At 70.6% G+C, this 22,476-nt stretch carries 24 protein-coding genes; 18 read left to right on the top strand and 6 right to left on the bottom strand.

The genetic code is table 11. The features are described from left to right. Positions 1-31 precede the first annotated feature (31 nt). A complete protein-coding gene (locus AS857_RS35490) occupies positions 32-382 on the bottom strand; it encodes a YnfA family protein (protein WP_058047600.1) in 351 nt (116 codons plus the stop codon). A gap of 477 nt (positions 383-859) precedes the next feature. On the opposite strand from AS857_RS35490, the gene AS857_RS35495 reads away from it, so the two are divergent. Next, positions 860-1,243 carry an STAS domain-containing protein gene (locus AS857_RS35495; protein ID WP_058047601.1) on the top strand — a complete coding sequence of 128 codons (384 nt, stop codon included), beginning with the start codon at positions 860-862 and terminating at the stop codon, positions 1,241-1,243. Positions 1,244-1,303: 60 nt separating this feature from the next. After that, on the top strand, positions 1,304-2,041 hold the full coding sequence (locus AS857_RS35500) for a GAF and ANTAR domain-containing protein (RefSeq protein WP_058047602.1): 738 nt from the start codon (positions 1,304-1,306) through the stop codon (positions 2,039-2,041). 94 nt (positions 2,042-2,135) lie between these two features. Here AS857_RS35500 and AS857_RS35505 read toward each other — a convergent pair whose 3' ends face one another. Beyond that, the gene (locus AS857_RS35505) at positions 2,136-2,768 is read right to left on the bottom strand and encodes a hypothetical protein (RefSeq protein WP_079110946.1); all 633 of its coding nucleotides are present in this window, start codon (positions 2,766-2,768) and stop codon (positions 2,136-2,138) included. Positions 2,769-2,897: 129 nt separating this feature from the next. Between AS857_RS35505 and hemL the strand changes: the two genes are divergently transcribed. The 8 genes from hemL (at position 2,898) to AS857_RS35545 (ending at position 11,507) form a co-directional block, all read left to right on the top strand. Continuing rightward, positions 2,898-4,232, top strand: coding sequence for a glutamate-1-semialdehyde 2,1-aminomutase (gene hemL, locus AS857_RS35510; protein ID WP_058047604.1), 1,335 nt, complete (start codon positions 2,898-2,900; stop codon positions 4,230-4,232). 53 nt (positions 4,233-4,285) lie between these two features. Then, positions 4,286-4,933, top strand: coding sequence for a histidine phosphatase family protein (locus AS857_RS35515; RefSeq protein ID WP_079110955.1), 648 nt, complete (start codon positions 4,286-4,288; stop codon positions 4,931-4,933). 177 nt (positions 4,934-5,110) lie between these two features. Further along, positions 5,111-6,319, top strand: a complete 1,209-nt coding sequence (locus AS857_RS35520) for a polysaccharide deacetylase family protein (RefSeq protein WP_058047606.1) — start codon at positions 5,111-5,113, stop codon at positions 6,317-6,319. Between the two features lie 105 nt (positions 6,320-6,424). Further along, the gene (locus tag AS857_RS35525; RefSeq protein WP_058047607.1) at positions 6,425-7,048 is read left to right on the top strand and encodes a TlpA family protein disulfide reductase; all 624 of its coding nucleotides are present in this window, start codon (positions 6,425-6,427) and stop codon (positions 7,046-7,048) included. A gap of 49 nt (positions 7,049-7,097) precedes the next feature. After that, on the top strand, positions 7,098-7,835 hold the full coding sequence (locus tag AS857_RS35530; protein ID WP_058047656.1) for a cytochrome c biogenesis CcdA family protein: 738 nt from the start codon (positions 7,098-7,100) through the stop codon (positions 7,833-7,835). A 4-nt stretch (positions 7,836-7,839) separates the two neighbouring features. Then, positions 7,840-9,699 carry a cytochrome c biogenesis protein ResB gene (gene resB, locus AS857_RS35535; protein WP_079110947.1) on the top strand — a complete coding sequence of 620 codons (1,860 nt, stop codon included), beginning with the start codon at positions 7,840-7,842 and terminating at the stop codon, positions 9,697-9,699. After that, positions 9,699-10,850, top strand: a complete 1,152-nt coding sequence (ccsB, locus tag AS857_RS35540) for a c-type cytochrome biogenesis protein CcsB (protein ID WP_058047658.1) — start codon at positions 9,699-9,701, stop codon at positions 10,848-10,850. The genes resB and ccsB overlap by 1 nt, the downstream gene beginning before the upstream one ends. 96 nt (positions 10,851-10,946) lie before the next feature. After that, entirely contained in the window at positions 10,947-11,507 is a 561-nt protein-coding gene (locus tag AS857_RS35545; RefSeq protein ID WP_058047608.1) for an SRPBCC domain-containing protein, read from the top strand. 32 nt (positions 11,508-11,539) lie between these two features. On the opposite strand, the gene AS857_RS35550 is transcribed toward AS857_RS35545, so the two are convergent. Together AS857_RS35550 and AS857_RS35555 are read right to left on the bottom strand one after the other, a co-directional pair. Next, positions 11,540-12,967: a phosphocholine-specific phospholipase C gene (locus AS857_RS35550; protein ID WP_058047609.1), complete on the bottom strand. Its 1,428-nt coding sequence runs from the start codon at positions 12,965-12,967 to the stop codon at positions 11,540-11,542. A gap of 316 nt (positions 12,968-13,283) precedes the next feature. Then, positions 13,284-13,589: a PLD nuclease N-terminal domain-containing protein gene (locus AS857_RS35555; RefSeq protein ID WP_058047610.1), complete on the bottom strand. Its 306-nt coding sequence runs from the start codon at positions 13,587-13,589 to the stop codon at positions 13,284-13,286. Positions 13,590-13,676: 87 nt separating this feature from the next. Here AS857_RS35555 and AS857_RS35560 point away from each other — a divergent pair, with 87 nt between their 5' ends. Genes AS857_RS35560 through AS857_RS35570 form a run of 3 tightly spaced genes read left to right on the top strand, consistent with a single transcriptional unit; the run spans position 13,677 to position 16,792 of the window. Next, positions 13,677-15,128: a menaquinone biosynthesis decarboxylase gene (locus AS857_RS35560; protein WP_058047611.1), complete on the top strand. Its 1,452-nt coding sequence runs from the start codon at positions 13,677-13,679 to the stop codon at positions 15,126-15,128. Beyond that, positions 15,125-16,045: a menaquinone biosynthesis prenyltransferase MqnP gene (gene mqnP / locus AS857_RS35565; protein WP_058047612.1), complete on the top strand. Its 921-nt coding sequence runs from the start codon at positions 15,125-15,127 to the stop codon at positions 16,043-16,045. Before AS857_RS35560 ends, mqnP begins: the two co-directional genes overlap by 4 nt. Positions 16,046-16,096: 51 nt before the next feature. Further along, positions 16,097-16,792 carry a UbiX family flavin prenyltransferase gene (locus AS857_RS35570; RefSeq protein WP_079110948.1) on the top strand — a complete coding sequence of 232 codons (696 nt, stop codon included), beginning with the start codon at positions 16,097-16,099 and terminating at the stop codon, positions 16,790-16,792. Here the strand turns inward: AS857_RS35570 and AS857_RS40545 are convergent. Beyond that, a complete protein-coding gene (locus AS857_RS40545) occupies positions 16,789-16,935 on the bottom strand; it encodes a hypothetical protein (protein ID WP_173864878.1) in 147 nt (48 codons plus the stop codon). The two genes, AS857_RS35570 and AS857_RS40545, sit on opposite strands and share 4 nt — an antisense overlap. Positions 16,936-17,067: 132 nt before the next feature. Here AS857_RS40545 and AS857_RS35575 point away from each other — a divergent pair, with 132 nt between their 5' ends. The 5 genes from AS857_RS35575 (at position 17,068) to AS857_RS35595 (ending at position 21,652) form a co-directional block, all read left to right on the top strand. Further along, entirely contained in the window at positions 17,068-17,523 is a 456-nt protein-coding gene (locus tag AS857_RS35575; RefSeq protein WP_058047613.1) for an Lrp/AsnC family transcriptional regulator, read from the top strand. A 51-nt stretch (positions 17,524-17,574) separates the two neighbouring features. Beyond that, positions 17,575-18,738: an aminofutalosine synthase MqnE gene (mqnE, locus tag AS857_RS35580; RefSeq protein WP_058047614.1), complete on the top strand. Its 1,164-nt coding sequence runs from the start codon at positions 17,575-17,577 to the stop codon at positions 18,736-18,738. Between the two features lie 82 nt (positions 18,739-18,820). Next, the gene (locus AS857_RS35585; protein WP_058047615.1) at positions 18,821-19,108 is read left to right on the top strand and encodes a DUF4229 domain-containing protein; all 288 of its coding nucleotides are present in this window, start codon (positions 18,821-18,823) and stop codon (positions 19,106-19,108) included. Positions 19,109-19,471: 363 nt separating this feature from the next. After that, positions 19,472-20,803, top strand: a complete 1,332-nt coding sequence (locus AS857_RS35590) for a dicarboxylate/amino acid:cation symporter (protein WP_058047616.1) — start codon at positions 19,472-19,474, stop codon at positions 20,801-20,803. A gap of 150 nt (positions 20,804-20,953) precedes the next feature. After that, entirely contained in the window at positions 20,954-21,652 is a 699-nt protein-coding gene (locus AS857_RS35595; RefSeq protein WP_382044726.1) for a TetR/AcrR family transcriptional regulator, read from the top strand. A 36-nt stretch (positions 21,653-21,688) separates the two neighbouring features. On the opposite strand, the gene AS857_RS35600 is transcribed toward AS857_RS35595, so the two are convergent. Beyond that, a complete protein-coding gene (locus tag AS857_RS35600) occupies positions 21,689-22,411 on the bottom strand; it encodes a hypothetical protein (protein WP_144440929.1) in 723 nt (240 codons plus the stop codon). Positions 22,412-22,476 lie beyond the last annotated feature (65 nt).

Here is a 22,476-nt window from a genome sequence, read left to right on the forward strand (position 1 = left end):
ATGTGGCGTGGGTGGTCCCCGGGCAGGATATTCAGCGGTTGCGGGGCACGTACATGATGATCGCCACGCCGACGAGGCAGACGAGCGCGCCGAGGACGTCGTAGCGGTCGGGCCGGTAGCCGTCGGCGACCATGCCCCAGGCGAGGGAGCCGGCGACGAAGACCCCGCCGTAGGCGGCGAGGATGCGGCCGAAGTGGGCGTCGGGCTGGAGGGTGGCGACGAAGCCGTAGGCGCCGAGGGCGACGATGCCGGCGCCGATCCAGGCCCAGCCGCGCCCCTCTCCGGAATGGCTGCCGCGCACGCCCTGCCAGACGAGCCAGGCGCCGCCGATCTCCAGGAGCGCGGCGAGGACGAAGAGGCCGATGGAGCGGGCGATGAGCATGTCCGCAGGCTACGGGCCGGGGTGGGGCTGCAGAACCGGCCGGTGCTCCTGCCTTCCCCTGGCAGGGGCCTCCGGCCGGCTCGTTCTCCACCGCGGAGGTACCGGCTTGGCGGGAGGCATGTCCGGTGCGTCGGCGGGAGGCGGTGACCGGGGGCCGGGGCCACGGGCTTCACCCTAGGGCGTGGGCGGGACCTCCGGAAGGCTGGCGGAGGAGGCTTCGGGGAACGGCGGAAAGTAGGGGTTCGAGGGGTGAGGACCCGGATGGGGGCACGGGTGGAAGCACGGGTGGAAGCACGGCGGTGGGTTTCGCGAGGCCGTTCCGGCAACTTTCATTCGTTCGAGCGTTGCACTCCCACCACCCTCGGCTGCGCAAGCATCCGGCCATAGCCTCGCAGGAGCTGCCCCGGACCCTGGTGGCAACGGTGCGCGGGGTCGGCTTCGTGCACTGTTCCATGCAGCCCGAACTGGGGAGCAGTCGTGGCGGAGTGGCAGGGCACGGCCCGTATCCGGGCAGTGGGCCGGTGGAGCGTTCTGGAGCTCGCCGGGGAGATCGACCTCGCGGCGGTTCCGGAGGTGGAGGAGCTGCTGGCCCGGCTGGTGGCGCGGGAGCAGCCGGCCGTGGTGATCGATCTGAGCGGGGTGACGTTCTTCGACTGCGCCCTGCTGGGGCTGCTCGTCCGGGGCCGGACGAGGGTGCTCGGGGCCGGGGGCAGCTTCGATGTGCTGTGCATCCGGCCGTGGTCGTTGAAGCTTCTGCGGGTGGCCGGGTTGCTGGAGGTCTTCTGCCCGGTCGCCTCCCTCGCGGATCTGGCCGATCTCGACGCCCTCGGAGGCCGCCGGCACCGTGGTGCCAGGGCGTAACGTGAACCTCGCGGGCCGTTCGTCCGGGAGACCGGCAGGGCCCGTCCGCGAGCGGAGGGGATGGTGGCCGTGGCAGGCCGGCAACGCATGCTGGAGATCCTCGTCGAGGCCGTCGATTCGCTGATCGACGACTTCGATCTGATCGACTTTCTGCACCGGCTGACCGCTCACTGTGTCGAGTTGCTCGACATCGACGCCGTGGGCGTGATGATCGTCAACTCGTGCGGTGAGCTGCAGGTCATCGCGGCCTCGGACGAGCACACCCGGCTGCTGGAGCTGTTCGCCCTCCAGCACGATCAGGGCCCCTGTGCCGAGTGCTACCGCACGGGGCTGCCGCAGCTGGACATCGACCTGGAGTCCCCGCGGGCCGGGGCGGCCTTCGGCGCGTTCGCGGAGTACGCCCGCGGGGCGGGTTTCCGCGTCACGCACGCCATTCCCATGCGGCTGCGCCATCAGGTCATCGGCGCGCTGAACCTCCTCCACTCCCGGCCCGGCGGCATCGCCGAGCCGGACGTCCGGCTGGCGCAGGCGCTGGCGGACGTGGCGACGATCGCCATCCTCCAGCAGCGCACCATCGAGCGGGGCAATGTCGACAAGGCGCAGTTGCAGGCGGCGCTGAACAGCCGTGTGGTCATCGAGCAGGCCAAGGGCGTGCTGGCCGAGCGCTGGCAGATCGGCCCGGACGAGGCGTTCGAGAGGCTGCGGGGCTATGCCCGTCCGCGTCAGCTGCGGCTGTCGGAGCTTGCCCGGCAGGTGGTCGAGGGCACGCTGGACACGACGGTGCTGGCACCGGGCTGAGCGCCCTGGCGCGGGATCCGGTGGCCGGTGGCCGGTGCGGCGGATCCGGTCACGCCGGTCCGGGGGCCGGGTGGGCCCGGGGGACCCGTGGGGGTCAGGGCCAGACGAGGCAGTAGGGCTGGTGGCCGTTCTCGTGCAGGCGGTGGGAGAAGTCCTGCCACTCGCGCAGGAGCTGGTAGACGCCGAAGGCGTCGCGGGGGCCGCCGCGGTCGGGGACGGTGGACCAGATGAAGGCGGCGGCGCCGACGGACTCCTCGCCGACGCCGCGCAGCGGGTCGACGACGGTCATGGGGAGCTTCACGACGGCGTAGTCGGGGTGGAGGACGACCAGCTCGAGCGGGGGGACCTTGTGCAGGGGTATGCCCTCGATGCCGGTGAGCACCATGGCGGCCACGGTCTCCGGCTTGATGCGGGTGAACATGCCGCCCATGCCGAGCTCGTCGCCGCCGAGCTCCTCGGGGCGCATGGAGATGGGGACGTTGGCTGCGGCCGCGCTGTTGGGTGCCCCGAAGTACTTGTAGGTCACCCCCACTCGGCCACTCCTGCTTCCTGTGCCTGCCTTGCTGCTCGCGAGGCCGTCCGTACCGCCCGCGAGGCCGTCCGTCCTGCCCGCGAGGTCTTCTTCGCGCCGGTCGCGCCGGCCCCTGTGGCGCCCCCTGCGGGACTGCCGGGCGCGCTCGGGGCCCAGGTCTCCGGTGCCCTCACCCACTCCGCCACCGCGCTGCATATCTCCACCTGACCGCTTTTTCCTACGCAGCACTGCCCCCGCCGCGCAACCCGATCATCGTCTCAGAGACCTCCCCCGTGAAGGGCATGTGAAACGCCCGGATCGGACTCGTCGCGAGGCTCTGAGACCATGGCTAGCGTGAGCTACCCATACCCCATGCATGCGCCAGTCTCGCAGACACTCTTCGACCGCGCCGCTGTCGTGACGCCCGGCGGCGTGAACTCCCCGGTCCGGGCGTTCCGTGCCGTGGGTGGTACGCCCCGGTTCATGGTGTCCGGTACCGGTCCGTACCTCACCGACGCCGATGGCCGGGAGTACGTCGACCTCGTGTGTTCGTGGGGTCCGATGATCCTCGGGCACGCGCATCCCGAGGTGATCGCGGCCGTCCAGGAGGCGGTGGCCCGCGGTACGTCGTTCGGTACGCCGGGTGAGGGGGAGGTCGCGCTCGCCGAGGAGATCGTCGCGCGCATCGAGCCCGTGGAGCAGGTGCGCCTGGTGTCGTCGGGCACCGAGGCGACGATGTCGGCGATCCGGCTGGCGCGCGGTTTCACCGGCCGGGCCAAGGTGATCAAGTTCGCGGGCTGCTACCACGGCCATGTGGACGCGCTGCTGGCCGCGGCGGGCTCGGGCGTGGCGACGTTCGGGCTGCCGGACACGCCGGGGGTCACGGGTGCGCAGGCCGGGGACACCATCGTGCTGCCGTACAACGACCTGGAGGCGGTGCACGAGGCGTTCCACGCGTTCCCCGGCGAGATCGCCTGTGTGATCACGGAGGCGTCGCCGGGCAACATGGGCGTGGTGCCGCCGATGCCGGGCTTCAACCAGGGGCTGAAGGACGCGTGCGCCAAGAACGGCGCGCTGTTCATCTCCGACGAGGTGATGACGGGCTTCCGCACGAGCAAGGCGGGCTGGTACGGCGTCGACGGCGTGAAGCCGGACCTGATGACGTTCGGCAAGGTCATGGGTGGCGGTTTCCCGGCGGCGGCCTTCGGCGGCCGGGCCGATGTGATGGCGCACCTGGCTCCGGCGGGCCCGGTGTACCAGGCGGGCACGCTCTCGGGAAACCCCGTGGCGACGGCGGCGGGCCTGGCGCAGCTGCGGCTGCTGGACGACGCGGCGTACGAGAAGGTCGACGCGGTGTCCGCCGAGATCAGCGGCCTGGTGAGCGAGGCGCTGAGCAAGGAGGGCGTGGCGCACCGCCTGCAGACGGCGAGCAACATGTTCTCGGTGTTCTTCACGGGCCGTGAGGTGCGGAACTACGACGACGCGAAGGCGCAGGAGGCGTTCCGTTTCAACGCCTTCTTCCATTCGATGCTGTCGCAGGGCGTGTACCTGCCGCCGTCGGCGTTCGAATCGTGGTTCGTGTCGACGGCGCACGACACGGCGGCGATCGAGCGGATCGCCGCGGCGCTGCCGGCGGCGGCGCGGGCGGCGGCCGGGGCGACCGAGGAGGGGGCCAAGTGAGCTCGGCGAAGGACGCGGAGAAGAAGCAGGACGAGATCACCGTGGTGCACCTGATGCGCCACGGCGAGGTCCACAACCCGGAGGGCGTGCTCTACGGGCGCCGGGCGGGCTACCACCTGTCGGACCTGGGCCGCCGGATGGCGGACCGGGTGGCCGAGCACCTGGCGGGGCGGGACGTCACCCATGTGGTGGCTTCGCCGCTGGAGCGTGCGCAGGAGACGGCGACGCCGATCGCCAAGACGCACGGTCTGGACCTGGCGACGGACGAGCGGCTGATCGAGGCGGCGAACGTCTTCGAGGGCAAGACGTTCGGCGTGGGCGACGGCGCGCTGAAGAAGCCGGCCAACTGGAAGTACCTGACGAATCCTTTCCGTCCGTCGTGGGGCGAGCCCTACGTGGAGCAGGTCGTCCGGATGATGCGTGCGCTGGATGCGGCGCGCGATGCCGCGCGGGGCCACGAGGCGGTGTGCGTGAGCCATCAGCTGCCGATCTGGATCGTGCGCAGTTTCGTGGAGCGGCGGCGGCTGTGGCACGACCCGCGAAAGCGCGAGTGCACGCTGGCGAGTCTGACGACGTTCACCTATAGGGGGGACAAAATCGTCTCGGTCGGCTACAGCGAACCGGCCCGGGATCTGGTGCCGGCGCACCTTCTCGCGGGGGCCAAGCCGGTGAAGGGCGGGGCCAAGGCGTTCGGCGCCTGAGGGCCGTTCGGGGGCCGCGGTTGCTCCATTGGGCCGTGGCGACTGCGTAAATGCGGGGCAACTCCCTGAAGAGGGGGGAAACTGCGCAACCGTCGTACTCGACGCGCCCTCTCACGCAATGTCGTTTTATATGGACGACATACGGCGTGGGGCACGGCGAGTACGGACGGAGTCGACATGCGCGACATCAGCCGACGAGGTCTCCTCGGATGGGGAATGGGAGCGGCCGCGGCGCTGGGCGGCGTCGCCGGCTGCTCGGCGGAAGCGGTGCCCGAGCGGCACGATCAGGCGGCGAAGGCGGTCGAGCGGGCGAAGGCGAAGCCGATCGGCGACGGCTCGACGGCCGACGCCGGGCCCCAGCCGCATCAGCCGCCGGAGCCGGAGCGGCTGGAGCCGGGGCAGAAGCCGCCGCAGTTCGTGATCTTCTCGTGGGACGGGGCGGGAGAGGTCGGCAACGGCCTCTTCCCGCGGTTCCGGAAGCTGGCGCAGGACCACGGCGCGCGGATGACGTTCTTCCTCTCCGGGGTCTACCTGCTGCCGGAGTCGAAGAAGCGGCTGTACAAGCCGCCCAACAACCCGGTCGGCGCCTCCGACATCGGCTACCTCACGGACGAGCACGTCCGGGCGACGCTGACGAACCTGCGGGAGGCGTGGCTGGAGGGGCACGAGGTCGGCACGCACTTCAACGGCCACTTCTGCTCGGGCGAGGGGTCGGTCGGGAAGTGGGACGGGGACGACTGGGAGTCGGAGATCGAGCAGGCGGTCTCCTTCGTCACGGAGTGGCGGACGAACACCGGGTTCACCGATCTGGACCCGCTGCCGTTCGATTACCGCAAGGAGCTCGTGGGCGCCCGGACGCCGTGTCTGCTGGGGCAGGAGAACCTGCTGCCGACCGCTGCGAAACTGGGCTGGCGCTATGACGCGAGTTCGCCGGGCGGGACGCAGGTGTGGCCGTCGAAGAAACACGGTCTGTGGGATCTCCCGCTGCAGCAGATTCCCTTTCCCGGGCATTCGTTCGAAGTCCTGTCGATGGACTACAACATCCTCGCCAATCAGTCGAAGAACACCACGCGCGGTCCCTCGGTGCATTACCCGCACTGGCGGCAGCAGGCCACCGACGCCTATCTCGCCGGATTCGAGCGGGCGTACGAGACGAATCGCGCGCCGTTCTTCGTCGGCAACCACTTCGAGGAGTGGAACGGCGGCATTTATATGGATGCGGTGGAGGAAGCCATCAAACGCATCGCCGACGATCGTCACAAGGACGTGCGCCTGGTCTCCTTCCGGCAGTTCGTCGACTGGCTGGACGCCCAGGACCCGGCCGTGCTGAGCGGCCTGCGCCGGCTCGAGGTCGGCGAGAAGTGGCACGCCCGGGCGGCCGGCTGAACCGGCGGGCGGCCGGAGCCGCTCCCGGACGGCCGCCCGGACCCGTACGAAGTGCCTGCAGGGGGGCGCGGAAGATCCCTAAACGGACCATGCGAAACTTTTCACATGAGTGCCTGCCGCGCCTTTCGACGCCCCGGACCACGCCGGCGTATCACCATGCCGGCCATCCTCGCCGCCGTTGCGGCGCTGTCCCTGACCGCCTGCGGCTCGGGTGACAACCCGAAGAGCGGCGGCCAGACCCAGTTCGTGCAGGGAACGGGCGGCGTCAGCGTCGTCAACGACAAGAGCGGGCGGCAGGACGCGCCCGACCTCTCCGGCAAGACGCTGGACGGCAAGGCGCTCGACATCGCCGAGGACTACAAGGGCAAGATCGTCGTCCTTAACGTCTGGGGTTCGTGGTGCGCCCCGTGCCGCGCCGAGGCCAAGAACCTCGTCAACGTCGCCAACGACTACAAGGACAAGGGCGTGCAGTTCGTCGGGCTCAACACCCGCGACTCCGACCCCGCGCCGGCGATCAAGTTCGAGAAGGAGTTCGAGGTCCCGTACCCGAGCCTCTACGACTCCGCCGGCAAGCTGCTGCTGCGCTTCCCCGCCGGCAGCCTCAACCCGCAGTCCATCCCCTCCACCGTCTTCATCGACCGCGACGGCAAGATCGCCGCACGCGCGATCAAGGCGCTGACCGAGGAAGAGCTGCGCAAGACGCTCGACCCGCTGGTCGCGGAGAAGTGATCCGGTGACCCCCGCCACCTCCGCCGCCGTCACGGTCGCCGTCGGCGAGATGAACCAGACGGTGCTCTCCGGGGCGCTGCTGCTGGCCCTGCCCGTCGCCCTGCTCGGCGGGCTGGTCTCGTTCTTCTCGCCCTGCGTGCTGCCGCTCGTCCCGGGCTACCTGTCGTACGTGACGGGGGTCAGCGGAGCGGACCTGGCCGAGTCCCGCAAGGGGCGGATGATCGCCGGGTCCACCCTGTTCGTGCTCGGCTTCACCTTCGTCTTCGTCTCCATGGGCACCCTCTTCGGCTGGGTCGGCCGGGCGCTCCTGGTGCACCAGGAGACGATCACCAAGGTGATGGGGTTCCTCACCATCGCGATGGGCCTCGCCTTCATGGGGCTGCTCAGCAAATTCGGGCAGCGCGAATTCCGCTTCCACACCCGGCCCACGATGGGCCTGGTGGGGGCGCCGCTGCTGGGGGCGCTCTTCGGGCTCGGCTGGGCGCCGTGCATCGGCCCGACGCTCGCCTCCGTCCTCTCCCTCTCCTCGACCCAGGCCAGCGCGGGCCGCGGGGCGCTGCTGACCGTGGCCTACTGCCTCGGCCTCGGCCTGCCGTTCATCCTGACCGCGGTGGCCTTCCGGCGCGCGCTCGGCGCGTTCGGCTGGGTCAAGCGGCACTATGCATGGGTCATGCGCGCCGGCGGGCTGATGCTGGTCGCGGTCGGCGTGCTCCTCGTCACCGGGGTGTGGGACAGCCTCATCCGCGAACTGCAGACGTGGTCCAACTCCTTCGTCCCCGAGGTCTGATCAGATGGGCAACACGAACGGCTCCGCCGGCACCGACGGCCGGCCCCCCGGCTCCGGCGCCGCCACGGACATCCCGGCCGCCCGGGCCGCCCCGGCCACGGCCGAGGCCGAGAGCGCGGCCGACGCCGCGGGGGTGGAGTCCGCGGGTTCCGCGATGTCGACCGCGCCCCGCGAGGACGCCGACGCCGGCCAGGCCGTGCCCGGCTCCTTCGGCGGCGTCCGCAAGCCCGGCGTGCTCGGGGGAGCGGCCTGGTCCGCCCGCGAGGCGATCGGCTGGGCCCGCTGGTTCTGGCGGCAGCTGACCTCCATGCGGGTCGCCCTGATCCTGCTCTTCCTGCTCTCCCTGGCCACCATCCCCGGCTCCCTCGTCCCGCAGACCAGCGTGGACGCGGTCAAGGCCGAGGCGTGGCACAAGAGCCACGAGACGCTCGGGCCGCTCTACGAAAAGCTCGGCCTCTTCCACGTCTACAGCTCGGTGTGGTTCTCCGCGATCTACATCCTGCTGTTCACGTCCCTGGTCGGCTGCATCATCCCGCGCACCTGGCAGTTCGTCGGCCAGCTGCGCGGCCGCCCGCCGGCCGCCCCGCGCAACCTCAGGCGGCTGCCCGCCCACACCACGTGGCGCACGGACGCCGGGCCCGAGGAGGTCCTGGCCGCGGCCCGCAAGCTGCTGAAGAAGCAGCGCTTCCGCACGGAGGCGGCGGGCGACGCGGTGGCCTCCGAGAAGGGCTACCTGCGCGAGGCCGGCAACCTCGTCTTCCACATCGCGCTGATCGTGATGCTCGTGGCCTTTGCCTCCGGGCAGCTGTGGAAGTCCGAGGGCCAGAAGCTGATCGTCGAGGGCGACGGGTTCGCCAACACGCTCGTCCAGTACGACGACTTCAAGTCCGGCTCGCTCTTCAAGGCGGACGACCTCAAGCCCTTCAGCTTCTACCTCGACAGCTTCGAGGCCAGCTACGAGCGCACCGGCCCGCAGCGCGGCACCCCGCGGACCTACGAGGCCCACGTCACCTACCACGAGGGCTCCGACGGCCCCGGCCGCAAGGCGACGATCAAGGTCAACGAGCCGCTGGAGACGTCCGGCTCCAAGGTCTACCTGATCGGCCACGGCTACGCCCCGGTGGTCACCGTCCGCGACGGGCAGGGCGACATCTCCTTCCGCGGCGGGATCCCCTCGCTGCCCATCGACAACAACATCACCGAGTCGACCGTCCTGAAGGTGGGCGACTACCGCACCAAGGACGGCAAGAAGGACCAGATCGGCTTCAAGGGCAACTTCGTGCCCACCATGGACCTGACGACCGGCTCGATGCTGTCCCAGTTCCCCGACCTGGACAACCCGCGCCTCGTCCTCACGGCCTACCACGGCAGCCTCGGCACCGACGCCGGCACGCCGCAGAACATCTACCAGCTCGACGTGTCCAAGATGACGCAGTTCAAGGGCAAGAACGGCAAACCCTTCGCGCAGGCCCTCAAGGTCGGCGACACCATGACGCTGCCCGACGGCGGCACCCTGAAGTTCGACGGCATCAAGCCCTGGGCCACCTTCCAGGTCTCCCAGCAGCCCGGCAACGTCACCGCCCTCGTCGGAGCGGTCGCAGCCCTCGTCGGCGTGGCCGGCTCCCTGTTCATCCAGCGCCGCCGCGTGTGGGTGCGGGCCGTCCGCGGCGCCGACGGGCACACCGTCGTCGAGGTGGCCGGCCTCGGCCGCAGCGAGTCCGCGAAACTCCCCGAGGAGCTCGCCGACCTCGCCGCCGACCTGCAGGCCGACGCCCCGCCCGTGCCCGCCACGGACGCCCCCGACCCCGCGGAGTCCGCCGAGTCCGCGGATTCCTCCGCAGCATCCGAAGGAGCGCGCGCGTGATCCCCATCGCTGCCGCAGCCAACGAGAACCTGGCGAACATCAGCAACGTGCTGATCTATTCGGCCATGGCCGTCTACACCCTGGCCTTCCTCGCCCACATCGCCGAGTGGGTGTTCGGCAGCCGCAGCGCCGTGGGCCGCACCGCCGCCGCGATCACCACCGAGGCGGCCGGCGCCACGGGCACCGCGGGCGCCGCGAGCGCACAGGGCGGCGGCACCGCCGTCCTGGAGCGCCCCAAGGTCGTCACCCGCTCCGGCCCCGGCAGCCGCGACGTGCCCGACGGCCCGGGCGCCGCGGGCACCAGCGAGAAGGGCGACGTCTACGGCCGCATCGCCATCTCGCTGACCGTGCTGTCCTTCCTGCTGCACGCGGGCTCGGTGCTCACCCGGGCGCTGTCCGTGGAGCGGGCGCCCTGGGGCAACATGTACGAGTTCTCCACGACCTTCGGCATGACGGTCGTCGGCGTCTACCTCGGCCTGCTGGCCTTCAAGAAGAACGTGCGCTGGCTCGGCCTGCCGCTGACCACCACGATCCTCCTGGACCTCGGCCTCGCCGTCTCCGTGCTCTACACCGAGAGCGACCAGCTCGTCCCGGCCCTGCACTCGTACTGGCTGTGGATCCACGTCTCCACCGCCATCCTGTGCGGCGCCGCGTTCTGGGTCGGCGCCTGCTCCACCCTGCTCTACCTCTTCCGCGACGGCTACGAGGCCCGCCTGGTCGAGGGCCGCACCGGCGCCGGCCTGCGCCGCTACCTGAACGAGCTGCCGCAGGACCGCAAGTACGCCCGCTTCAAGGCCAAGCTCGCGCTGCGCACCGACAACCCCATGTCGCGCCTGCCCTCCGCCGCCACCCTCGACAAGCTGGGCTACCGCATCAACGCCACGGTCTTCCCGCTGTGGACCTTCACGATCGTCGCGGGCGCCATCTGGGCCGAGGCCGCCTGGGGCCGCTACTGGGGCTGGGACCCCAAGGAGGTCTGGTCCTTCATCACCTGGGTCGCCTACGCCTGCTTCCTGCACGCCCGCGCGACCGCCGGCTGGAAGGGCCGCAAGGCCGCCTACATCGCGCTCGCCGCGTTCGGCTGCTACATCTTCAACTACTACGGCGTGAACATCTTCGTCACCGGCAAGCACTCCTACGCCGGCGTCTGAGCGGTCACCCGCACCCCGCACAGCAGCCCCCCGTACGGCCCGTTTCCCGCACTCCCCGGAGCGCGGGAGGCGGGCCGCGGTGGTAGAGCTGGACCCATGGAGATCCCCTCCCTGTACGGCAAGTCCGAGCCCCGGGGCGAGGACAGCCACCTGCTGCGCTACGAGCTGTCGCTCCCCTTCCCCAAGGCCGAGGTGTGGCTGGCCATCGCCACCCCCGAGGGCCTGCCGACCTGGCTGGCCGCGGCCGAGCCCTTCGAGCAGCGCGAGGGCGGGGCCATCACCCTGCGCTGGCTGAACACCGACGCGGCCGGGCACTCCACGGTCGCCCCCGGCCGGGTCACCGCCTGGCAGCCGCAGCGGCTGGCCGAGTACACCGTCGACATCCACGGCCGGATCCGCTTCGAGCTGGAGGACGCCCCCGCCAGCGTCGGCGGCACCCTGCTGCACTTCACCAACGAGTTCGCCGGCCCCGACAACGTCCGCCTGGACTGCCTTGCGGGCTGGCACCACCACTTCGAGTACCTCCTGGAGGCCCTCGCCGGCCGGCCCGCCGACTGGACGGGGTGGACCCTCGAACGGTGGCGGAAGCTGCGCGCGGAGTACGAGCTGCGCGGCACCGGCGACCCGGGCGAGCCGCCGGGCGGCGCCACCGGCTGACGTCCACGGGCTGCGCAGGCCCCGCCGGTCCGTCAGCGCCGGGGCCGGCTGCCCTTCTCCTGCTCGGGCGGCTGCTGGCGGGCGCCCGGCAGCGTGGGCTTGGGCAGGTGGGCGACCTTCCAGCGGGCCTCGTCGAGCTGCTCCTTGGTGTCCGCGGGCAGCCGCGGCGGCCGCGGGGCCTTGTCGGTGAAGCCGAAGGCCGAGGTCAGGTCGCCGAAGGTGCGGCGGCGCCAGGCGCTGATGTTCGGCTCCCGCACCCCCGTCCACACCTCCAGGAAGCGCAGCACCGAGGTGTGGTCGAAGGCGTCGCCCGCGGCCCAGCCGCCCACCGTCCACGGCGAGACGATCAGGCACGGCACCCGGAAGCCGCCGCCGATCGGCAGCTTCCCCACGAACTCGTCCGCGGTGCCCGCCGGGGGGACCGGCGGCGGCACGTGGTCGAAGAGCCCGTCGTTCTCGTCGTAGTTCAGGATGAACGCCGTCTTCGCCCACACCTCGGGGTTGTCGGCGATGGCCTCGATCTTCTTGGCCACGTAGTCCGCGCCGGCGGCCGGCAGGTAGCGCGGGTGCTCGGACTGCGCCGCGGTCGGGATGATCCAGGAGACGGCCGGCAGCCGGCCGTTCCGGGCGTCGTCCTCGAAGGTGCCCGCGGGCAGCCGGCGCATCCCCCGCTCGTACAGCGGATCGCCCGGCTTGGCGTCCTTGAACTGGGCGAACTGCTCCAGGAGGTTGCAGCCGTAGTTGTCCTCCTCCTGGTAGACGCGCCAGCTGACGCCCGCCGCCTGCAGCCGCTCGGCGTAGGTGGTCCAGCGGTAGGGGGAGGGGGCGGTGTTGTCGATGACCGGGCCGCCGCGGGTGGCACCGGGGTCGATGGTGCCCGTCATCCAGTAGAGCCGGTTGGGCCAGGTGGGGCCGAGGACCGAGCAGAAGTAGTTGTCGCAGAGGGTGAAGGTCTCCGCGAGCGCGAACTGGAAGGGGATGTCCTCGCGCGTGTGGTAGCCCATCACGTACGGGCCGTTCGCGCCGTCGGCCTTGCGGTGCGCCGGCATCCAGCGGTCCATCTTCCCGCCGTTCCACGCCTCGTGCTGGACGGCCCAGGCATGGCTGGTGGACGGGATGGCCTGGGCGCTCGTCTTCTGCGTGTCGAGCCGGAACGGCAGCAGGTAGCCGGCCGGGTTCTTCTCGTCCGGCTGGTGGAAGACGTCGCGGCCGCCCGGCAGCTTGACGGCGTCGGGGTCGGCGAAGCCCCGTACGCCCTTGAGGGTGCCGAAGTAGTGGTCGAAGGACCGGTTCTCCTGCATGAGCAGGACCACGTGCTCGATGTCGCGCAACGAGCCGCGCCGGGCCGGTCCGGCGGCGACCGCCCGCCGCACGCTCGGCGGCAGCAGCGACAGTGCCGCGGCGCCGCCCACGGCGCCCGCGGCGGAGCCGATGAGTCTGCGTCGGGTCATGTCGGGCATGGCGTGTGCCCCTCTCCCTGGAGTCGCGTGAGGCCTCAGTGTGGCCTGTCGGACTCTCCCGGCACGGGTGTGTCAAAGGCAGGAGAGGGTGCGTGAACGGGGTGCCAAATGGCTGTGAAGAGGGACGAGTTGATCTCTGAGGCGGCGTACGGCGGCCGGGATCGGGTTTTCTTATTACCCGATCGGGCGATGGGCGGCTACGCCGTACGGCGGGTGACTGCCGTGACACCGGGTGACGGCCGGACGGGCGAATCCTCCGACCGGCCGTCAGGGCGCGGCCGCGGGGGCGGATCCGGGGGCGGATCCCGGGGCGGGATCAGGCCGCGGGCGGCGGGTCGCCCTGGTCGCGCCGGAGGGACTTCAGGAACTCGGGGTTGTCGTCGGGCGCGACCCACTTCCGCTCGCCGCCCCGCCCGTGGCCGCGCGGCCCGGCCGCGGCACGCGGGCGCCCCGCGATCAGCCAGGCGACCGGCCCGATCAGCACCTCGCCGAAGAGCAGGATGACGATCACCCAGGCGATCTTCGGCAGGCCGCGGACCTCTTTCTCCGGGGTGTTCAGACAGTCCACGAAGGCGTAGATCCACAGCGCCAGGATCAGCAGGAACGGCAGATACCTGAGCATGTCGGACGGCTCCCCGGGGACGGCGGTACGGGCCGCTCGGCGGCCCCGATACCGGTCCAGCGTAGTGCGTGCTTGATACTGGAGCGCATGGCTTACGACGACCTTCGCTCGTTCCTCCGGGCGCTGGAGCGCGACGGCGACCTCAAGCGCATCAAGGCGGAAGTCGATCCGTACCTGGAAATCGGTGAGATCACCGACAGGGTGAACAAGGCGGGCGGCCCCGCGCTGCTCTTCGAGAACGTCAAGGGCGCGGACATGCCGCTCGCCATGAACGTCTTCGGGACCGACCGCCGGCTGCTCAAGGCGCTCGGACTGACGTCCTACGACGAGATCAGCGACAAGATCGGCGGACTGCTCAAGCCCGAGCTGCCGCAGGGCTTCGTCGGCATCCGCGAGGCGTTCGGCAAGCTCGGCTCGATGACGCACGTGCCCCCGCGGAAGATCAAGGACGCTCCGGTGCAGGAGGTCGTCCTCACCGGCGACGACGTCGACCTCGACAAGCTGCCGGCGCTCTTCACCTGGCCCGAGGACGGCGGCTCCTTCTTCAACCTGGGCCTGACCCACACCAAGCACCCGGAGACGGGCGTGCGGAACCTGGGCCTGTACCGCCTGCAGCGCCACGACAAGCGCACCATCGGCATGCACTGGCAGATCCACAAGGACAGCCGCAACCACTACCAGGTCGCCGCCAAGCGCGGCGAGCGGCTGCCGGTCGCCATCGCCTTCGGCTGCCCGCCGGCCGTCACCTACGCCTCCACGGCGCCGCTGCCCGGCGACATCGACGAGTACCTCTTCGCCGGCTTCGTCTCCGGCAAGCGCATCGAGATGGTCGACTGCAAGACCGTTCCGCTGCAGGTCCCCGCCAACGCCGAGGTCGTCGTCGAGGGCTGGCTGGAGCCGGGCGAGATGCTCCCGGAGGGCCCCTTCGGCGACCACACCGGCTTCTACACGCCGCAGGAGCCGTTCCCGGCGCTGACGATCGACTGCGTGACGATGCGCAAGCGGCCGCTGCTGCAGTCCATCGTGGTCGGCCGCCCGCCGACGGAGGACGGCCCGCTGGGCCGGGCCACGGAGCGGTTCTTCCTGCCCCTGCTGAAGATCATCATTCCGGACATCGTGGACTACCACCTGCCGGAGTCCGGCGGCTTCCACAACTGCGCGATCGTCTCGATCGACAAGAAGTACCCCAAGCACGCGCAGAAGGTCATGCACGCGATCTGGGGCGCGCACATGATGTCGCTGACCAAGCTGATCATCGTGGTGGACGCGGACTGCGACGTGCACGACCTGCACGAGGTGTCCTGGCGGGCCCTCGGCAACACGGACTACGCCCGCGACCTGACGGTCGTCGAGGGCCCGGTCGACCACCTCGACCACGCCTCGTACCAGCAGTTCTGGGGCGGCAAGGCGGGCATCGACGCGACGGCGAAGTGGCCCGAGGAGGGCTACACGCGCGACGGGGGGTGGCCGCACATGGTCGAGTCCGATCCGGAGACGGCGGCGAAGGTCGACCGCAGGTGGAAGGAGTACGGGCTGTGACGTCCGCAGCGGAAGGGGTCCTCAACCCGGGCCCGGCGCCGTCGAGCGGCAAGGTGAAGGCATTCCTCCGGCTCGTGATGATCGAGCACTCGGTCTTTGCGTTGCCCTTCGCCTACATCGCCACCCTCACCGCGATGTTCCGCACCTACGGCAACGTCCACTGGACGCGGCTGCTGCTGGTCACCGTCGCGATGGTGGGCCTGCGCACCTTCGCGATGGCCTGCAACCGCATCATCGACCGCGAGATCGACGCCCGGAACCCGCGCACCGCGAACCGCGAGCTGGTCACCGGCGCGGTGTCCGTGCGCTCGGCGTGGACCGGCGCCGGGATCGCCGTCTTCTTCTTCCTGGGCGCGGCGGCCCTGCTGAACCCGCTGTGCCTGGCGCTGGCCCCGATCGCGGTCGTGCCGATGGTGGTCTACCCGTACGGGAAACGATTCACCGACTTCCCGCACGCGATCCTGGGCCTGGCCCAGGCGATGGGCCCGGTGGGCGCGTGGCTCGCGGTGACGGGGGAGTGGTCCTGGGAGGCGGTGGTCCTGGGGCTCGCGGTGGGCGTGTGGATCGGCGGCTTCGACCTGATCTTCGCCTGCCAGGACGTGATGGCGGACCGCGCGCACGGGGTGAAGTCGACGCCGGCCCGCTTCGGCGTCCCGGCGGCGCTGCACGGCGCGCGCGTGTGCCATGTGATCACCACGGGCCTGCTGGCCTGGTACGGGGCGATGACGGATGCGGGGGTGTTCTTCTGGGTCGGTCTGGCCGTCGTGGCCGGGGCGTTCCTCTACGAGCACACGATCGTCAAGCCGCACGACCTGTCCCGCCTGAACAGGGCATTTTTCACGGTCAACGGCTTCATCGGCATTGCGCTTTTCGTGTGCGCCCTGCTGGATCTGGTGGCGCGGGGCCTCGGCGTCTAGCCGGGGCCGCCTCGCGCGGGCGCTCCCGGGCCTGCGGCTAGGCTCGGGGGCGTGGAGCCGTACGAACGAGTAACGCAGCGCCCGGAGCGCCGGCCGTGGGTGGTCGGGGTGTCCGGGGCGTCCGGGACGCCGTACGCCGCCGCCGTGGTGCGGGGGCTGCTGGCGGCCGGGGAGGCCGTCGACCTGGTGGTGAGCCGCGCGTCGCGGCTGACGCTGCTGGACGAGACCGGGATCAAGTTCCGCGACGCGCACTGGCAGGACGACCTGCGCGAGTGGCTGGCGCTGGGGGCCGACGGGAAGCCGCACTTCGGGGAGGCCGTCCTCGACGACGTCCGGTTCTGGCCCGCCGGGGATCTCGCCGCGGGGCCGTCGTCCGGCTCGTACCCGGCGAAGGGGATGCTGATCGTCCCGGCGAGCACGGCCTGTGTGGCCGGTGTGGCGCTGGGGTTGTCGAAGGACCTGCTGCAGCGGGTCGCGAGCGTGACGCTGAAGGAGCGGCGGCCGCTGGTCGTCGCCGTGCGGGAGACGCCGCTGAGCGGTCAGACGCTGCGGCAGCTGGTGGCGCTCGACGAGGCGGGCGCAGTGGTGCTGCCCGCCTCTCCGGCGTTCTACGCGGGTGCGACGCACATCCAGGATCTGGTGGACTTCGTCGCGGGGCGGGTGCTCGATGCGGCGGGTGTGCCGCACCGGCTGTACCGCCGGTGGAAGGGAGAGCTGGGTGGTGCGCGCTCCCCGGAGGGGGACTAGCGCTTATTGGCGCGCGCGGCCCGGCTGATGCTGCGCGCGGCCCTGGCCTCGGCGCGGCGCTCGGCGGTCTGGTGGGCACGCGAGCGGTTGGCCAGGTCCTGCATCTCACGCATGCGGGCGTAGGCCATCTCGATCGTGTACACGGTTACGTCACTCCTGAAGGATCGTCGTTGATCTAGCGAGTTGAGCGAAGATTTACGGGCTACAAAGCCCCGCATGCCTTAGATTCTACATGAAACGCGGCGAGTTCGCCGATTATTGAAAGGTGCCAGGTTATGGACGCGGTGGACAGGCAGCTCATCCAGGCCCTCCGGGAGAACGGCCGGGCCTCGTACGCGGAGCTGGGCCGGCTCGTGGGCCTCTCCGGGCCGAGCGTCACCGACCGGATCAACCGCCTGGAGGCGGCCGGCGTCATCACGGGGTACCGCGCGACCGTCAACGCCGCGTCGCTCGGCCTCGGCGTCACCGCCCTGATCGGCCTGCAGCTGTCGGACAGCGCCGACCACGAGGACGTGGCGCGCCGGCTGCGCGACCTGGCCGAGATCGAGGACTGCTGGTTCATCGCGGGCGACGACTCGTACATGCTCAAGGTCCGCGTCAGCGACGTGGACGGCCTGGAGCGCACCATCCGCCGGCTCTCCGGCACCAAGGGCGTGAGCCGCACCCGCACCACGATCGTGCTGTCCACGAAGTGGGAGAACCGGGTCGGCGAACTGCCGGACGAGGCGTAGGGATACGCTCGGAGAGTTGCGTAAAGCGGAAGTATCGGAGAGGCGGACGTCATGGACGCTGGGCTCAAGCGCGAGCTGGAGGAGAAGGTCCTCGCCGGGGAGCGGCTGACCCGTGAGGACGGCATCGCCCTCTACGAGTCCGACGACCTGGCCTGGCTGGGCGGGCTCGCCCACCACGTCCGCACGCAGAAGAACGGCGACGTCGTCCACTTCAACGTCAACCGTCATCTGAACATGACGAACGTGTGCACGGCGTCGTGCGCGTACTGCTCGTTCCAGCGCAAGCCGGGCGAGAAGGACGCGTACACGATGCGCATCGAGGAGGCCGTGCGCCTCGCCAAGGCGATGGAGAGCGAGAACCTCACCGAGCTGCACATCGTCAACGGCCTGCACCCGACGCTGCCCTGGCGCTACTACCCGCGCTCCCTGAAGGCCCTCAAGGAAGCGCTGCCGAACGTCTCGCTGAAGGCCTTCACCGCCACCGAGATCCAGCACTTCGAGAAGATCTCCGGCCTGCCCGCCGACGAGATCCTCGACGAGCTGATCGACGCCGGCCTGGAGTCGCTGACCGGCGGCGGCGCGGAGATCTTCGACTGGGAGGTCCGCCAGCACATCGTCGACCACGACACCCACTGGGAGGACTGGTCGCGCATCCACCGCCTGGCGCACTCCAAGGGGCTCAAGGGCCCGGCGACGATGCTCTACGGCCACATCGAGGAGCCGCGGCACCGCGTCGACCACGTCCTGCGGCTGCGTGAGCTGCAGGACGAGACCGGCGGCTTCCACGTCTTCATCCCGCTGCGCTACCAGCACGACTTCGTGGACATGAAGGACGGCAAGGTCCGCAACCGCCTGCAGGCCCGGACCACGATGGCGACGGGCGCCGAGGCGCTGAAGACCTTCGCGGTCTCGCGGCTGCTGTTCGACAACGTGCCGCACGTCAAGGTGTTCTGGGTGATGCACGGCGTGCAGACCGCGCAGCTCGCCCTGCAGCACGGTGCGGACGACATGGACGGCTCGGTCGTCGAGTACAAGATCACGCACGATGCGGACAACTACGGCACGCCCAACAAGCTGACCCGTGACGATCTGCTGGAGCTGATCCGCGAGGCGGGCTTCCGCCCGGTGGAGCGGAACACCCGCTACGAGATCATCCGCGAGTACCCGGGCCCGGACGCCTCGCTGCGCGAATCGCCGCAGCCGATGCGGGTCTGAGATCCACTTCGGGGCGTGCTGTACTGGTTTGGCTGAAGAAGCGCGCCCCCCTTCGGTCGTCGTCGAGAAGAAGGTCCCGTCCGTGAGTAGCCAGAAGTACGCGTCGCTCCGTTACACCGCCCTGCGATTCGCCCTGCTCATCGGCTGCTTCGCCCTCGTCTACGTGCTCTGCTACGCGCACGTCATCCCGCTGGGCGTGGGCAGTTCGAACCTCATGTGGATGGTGCTGCTGTCGCTGATCCTGTCGGCGCCGCTGAGCTGGGTGCTGCTGCGCAAGCAGCGCGACGCGATGTCCGTGCAGATCGTCGAGCGCGTGGACCGGGCGAAGGACCGCATCAACTCCAACGCCGCTCAGGAGGACGGGGCGTGACCGACGAGGTGTAACCCTCGTCACGTTTGCCCGATTTTTCGCCGATGCCCCGGCGTGGAGCTTCCCGCTCCACGCCGGGGCATCCGGCGTTTCGGGGGCGTACGGGTGCCCCGCGTACCCAAAGAAGACCTTTGGGCTCCTCAAAGTCCGAGTGTTAACGTATTGGACATGAAGACAGCAGCAGCGCACCAGTTCCCCACGGGCCCCGTGCTCGTGGCGCGCCTGCACGTCGATCTTTGCCGCTGTGTCTCCGCGGCCTGTTGTCGCCGCTGACGCCATGTCCACCGCGGCCGGAGATCCTGCGCAAACGGATTTCCCCGGCGCCTCACGCCCTTTTTCTTCCGTCTGTAACCGGAGCTTCCGTTGTCATCGACACCCCCGTCCCCCACGGCGTCCCTGCGCGGGCGCATACCCAACGTCCCGTTCTGGGCCCAGATCCTGCTCGGTCTCGTCCTCGGCGCCCTGCTCGGCTGGGCCGCCAAGAGCGGTGACATCTCCTGGCTGTCCACCACGCTGGGCAAGATCGGCGACATCTTCGTCCAGCTGCTGATGCTGGTGATCGCGCCGCTGGTGTTCTTCGCGATCCTGGTGTCGATCACCAACCTGCGGAACGTCTCCAACGCCGCCCGGCTGGCCACCCGCACCCTGATGTGGTTCATGATCACGTCGCTGATCGCGGTCGTCATCGGCCTCGGCATCGGCCTGCTCACGGACCCGGGCGCGGGCACCGGCCTGACCGCCGCCGACGGCGCCGAGCCCAAGAAGCACGGCTCCTGGATCGACTTCCTCACCGGGATCGTCCCGACCGACATCGTCACGCCCTTCACCGAGCTCAAGGTCCTGCAGATCGTCTTCATGGCCGTGGTCGTGGGCATCGCGATCCTGAAGGTCGGCGAGAAGGCGCAGCCGGTCCTCACCCTCAGCCACTCCGTGCTGGAGCTGCTGCAGAAGGCCCTGTGGTGGGTCATCAAGCTCGCCCCGCTGGGCACGCTCGGCCTGGTCGGCACGGCCATCTCCACGTACGGCTGGAACCTGCTGAGCAAGTACGCGACGTTCACCGCGGACATCTACGTGGGCTGCGCCATCGTGATGTTCGGCGTGTACCCGCTGCTGCTGGCCGGCGTCGCCAAGGTCAACCCGCTGCAGTTCTTCAAGGGCGCCTGGCCGGCCATCCAGCTGGCCTTCGTCTCCCGCTCCTCGGTCGGCACGATGCCGCTGACGCAGAAGGTCACCGAGCGGCTCGGCGTGCCCAAGGAGTACGCGTCCTTCGCGGTGCCGTTCGGCTCGACGACCAAGATGGACGGCTGCGCCTCGATCTACCCGGCCATCGCCGCGATCTTCGTCGCGCAGGTCTTCGACGTGCCGCTGGAGGTCAAGGACTACATCCTGATCGCCTTCGTCTCGGTGATCGGCTCTGCCGCGACCGCCGGCCTGACCGGCGCCACGGTGATGCTGACCCTGACGCTGTCGACGCTGGGGCTGCCGATGGCGGGCGTGGGCCTGCTGCTGGCGATCGACCCGATCGTGGACATGATGCGCACCGCCACGAACGTTGCAGGTCAGTCGGTCGTGCCGATCCTGGTGGCCTCCCGGGAGGGGATCCTGGACCGCGCGGCGTACGCGACGGCCGACGGTTCCCGTCTGGAGGACGGCGAGTCCCGCGTGGACGCGCAGCCCCAGCCCGTGGCCGCCTGACGGTCCGGTTCCCGGCTGCCTGACGGGGCCGGTCCACGCCGCCTGACGGGATCTTGACTGACCCGTCCGTAGGGAGTGGACCGAACGGCCCTACCCCGCATCCCTCCACCCCGTAACATTACCTGCCGGTAACGTGACGGGGGCGGAGGGATGTTTGTCGTGAATGCTGCACAGACCGACGTACTTCAGGCCCAGGGGAAGCCGAAGGGCAGGACGAAGCGCATGCCGCGGGAGGTGCGCGAGCGCCAGATGCTCGACGCCGCCGTGGCCGTGTTCGCGCGCCGGGGGTACCGGGCCGCGTCGATGGACGAGATAGCCGAGCTGGCCGGGGCGTCCAAGCCCCTGGTCTACCTCTACCTGCACTCGAAGGAAGACCTCTTCAGCGCCTGCATCCGGCGCGAGGCGGAGGCGCTCATCGCGGCCGTCCAGGCGGCGGTGGACCCGGGAGCCCCGGCCGACCGGCGGCTGTGGAACGGGCTGCGCGGGTTCTTCGCGCACACCGCCGCGCACCCCGACGGCTGGGCGGTGCTGCACTGCCAGGCGCGCACCCACGGGGAGCCCTTCGCGCTGGAGGTGGCCGCGCTGCGGCAGCGGCTCGTGGACGTCGTCACCCGGCTGATCACGGAGACGGCCGAGGCCGGCGGCTGCACCGAGCCGCTGCCCGAGGTCGAGGTCGCGGGCCTCGCCCACGCCCTGGTGGGTGCGGCCGAGTCGCTCGCGGGGTGGTCCAACGAGCGTGACGGCACCGGCTCCTGCGAGCGGCAGACGGCGGAGACGCTCATGAACTTCGCCTGGACGGGGCTGGAGAATCTGAGGAACGGGCGGCGCTGGGCGCCCGCCCGTTCCTGACGCCGGCGGAGTCCGGGTGCGGGGCCTGCGGCCCGCTCAGCGCTGCACGCCCTTGCGGCGGCGCGCGGTGAGCACCCCGGCCCCGCCGAGGACGCCCGCCGCCGCCAGCGCGCCGCCGATGAGGGCGGGGTCGGTGTCCGGGCGCTCCTGGGGCGCCTCGCCGGCGGCGACGCCGCCCTTGGGGGGCGTTTTGCCGGTGGCGTCGCCGGTCTTCCCGTGGTCGGCGGTCTTCTTCGCGGTCTTCTCCGCGGCCTTCCCGGTGTTCCCGGTGTTCCCGGCGGCGGTGTCGCGGGCGGCCTCGCCGTTCCTGCTCTTGACGGTGGTCTGGGTGATCAGGCCGGTCTTCCGGTCGAGGGTCACCTTCAGGCCGCCGTCGAGGGTGACGGAGGGGGCGGAGGCGGTGAGCGTGGCGAAGACGAAGCCGTCCGGGCCGGTGACGACGGCCTTGTAGGAGCCGTCGCCGAGCTTGGTGATGACGGCGTACTTGCCGTCCTTCAGCTGCACGGTGCGCCGTGAGCCGCCGGTGTCGCCCTTCCGGGCGTCCTGCTTCGTGTCGTTGCCGGTGTCCCTGGCGGTCTCCTCGGCGGTGTCCTGTCCGGTGTCCGGCCGGGACGGCGCCCCGGAGGTCGCGCCCGGCGTGCCGGCGGTGCCGCCGCCGTCCGCGGCGAGCGCCGCGGTGGGCACGGCGACCGTGCCGGCGAGCACGGCGGTGGCTATGGCGGTACGGAGTGCGGTGCGGGTGCTTCGCGTGGTGTTCATGGCCACGACGCTAAAACGGGCGCAACGGGGCACGTATCGGCAAAACGGGCAGACGGCGGGTGGCC

Source organism: Streptomyces roseifaciens, from assembly GCF_001445655.1.
Lineage (GTDB): Bacteria > Actinomycetota > Actinomycetes > Streptomycetales > Streptomycetaceae > Streptomyces > Streptomyces aureoversilis.

Excerpts from the sequence above, each read along its gene's own strand:
- AS857_RS35490 (WP_058047600.1), bottom strand. The coding sequence starts at position 382 with ATGCTCATCGCCCGCTCCATCGGCCTCTTCGTCCTCGCCGCGCTCCTG.
- AS857_RS35500 (WP_058047602.1), top strand. The coding sequence starts at position 1,304 with ATGGTGGCCGTGGCAGGCCGGCAACGCATGCTGGAGATCCTCGTCGAG.
- AS857_RS35505 (WP_079110946.1), bottom strand. The coding sequence starts at position 2,768 with ATGCAGCGCGGTGGCGGAGTGGGTGAGGGCACCGGAGACCTGGGCCCC.
- hemL (WP_058047604.1), top strand. The coding sequence starts at position 2,898 with ATGGCTAGCGTGAGCTACCCATACCCCATGCATGCGCCAGTCTCGCAG.
- AS857_RS35515 (WP_079110955.1), top strand. The coding sequence starts at position 4,286 with ATGCGCCACGGCGAGGTCCACAACCCGGAGGGCGTGCTCTACGGGCGC.
- AS857_RS35520 (WP_058047606.1), top strand. The coding sequence starts at position 5,111 with ATGCGCGACATCAGCCGACGAGGTCTCCTCGGATGGGGAATGGGAGCG.
- AS857_RS35525 (WP_058047607.1), top strand. The coding sequence starts at position 6,425 with ATGAGTGCCTGCCGCGCCTTTCGACGCCCCGGACCACGCCGGCGTATC.
- AS857_RS35530 (WP_058047656.1), top strand. The coding sequence starts at position 7,098 with ATGAACCAGACGGTGCTCTCCGGGGCGCTGCTGCTGGCCCTGCCCGTC.
- resB (WP_079110947.1), top strand. The coding sequence starts at position 7,840 with ATGGGCAACACGAACGGCTCCGCCGGCACCGACGGCCGGCCCCCCGGC.
- AS857_RS35545 (WP_058047608.1), top strand. The coding sequence starts at position 10,947 with ATGGAGATCCCCTCCCTGTACGGCAAGTCCGAGCCCCGGGGCGAGGAC.
- AS857_RS35550 (WP_058047609.1), bottom strand. The coding sequence starts at position 12,967 with ATGCCCGACATGACCCGACGCAGACTCATCGGCTCCGCCGCGGGCGCC.
- AS857_RS35555 (WP_058047610.1), bottom strand. The coding sequence starts at position 13,589 with ATGCTCAGGTATCTGCCGTTCCTGCTGATCCTGGCGCTGTGGATCTAC.
- AS857_RS35560 (WP_058047611.1), top strand. The coding sequence starts at position 13,677 with ATGGCTTACGACGACCTTCGCTCGTTCCTCCGGGCGCTGGAGCGCGAC.
- AS857_RS35575 (WP_058047613.1), top strand. The coding sequence starts at position 17,068 with ATGGACGCGGTGGACAGGCAGCTCATCCAGGCCCTCCGGGAGAACGGC.
- mqnE (WP_058047614.1), top strand. The coding sequence starts at position 17,575 with ATGGACGCTGGGCTCAAGCGCGAGCTGGAGGAGAAGGTCCTCGCCGGG.
- AS857_RS35595 (WP_382044726.1), top strand. The coding sequence starts at position 20,954 with ATGTTTGTCGTGAATGCTGCACAGACCGACGTACTTCAGGCCCAGGGG.
- AS857_RS35600 (WP_144440929.1), bottom strand. The coding sequence starts at position 22,411 with ATGAACACCACGCGAAGCACCCGCACCGCACTCCGTACCGCCATAGCC.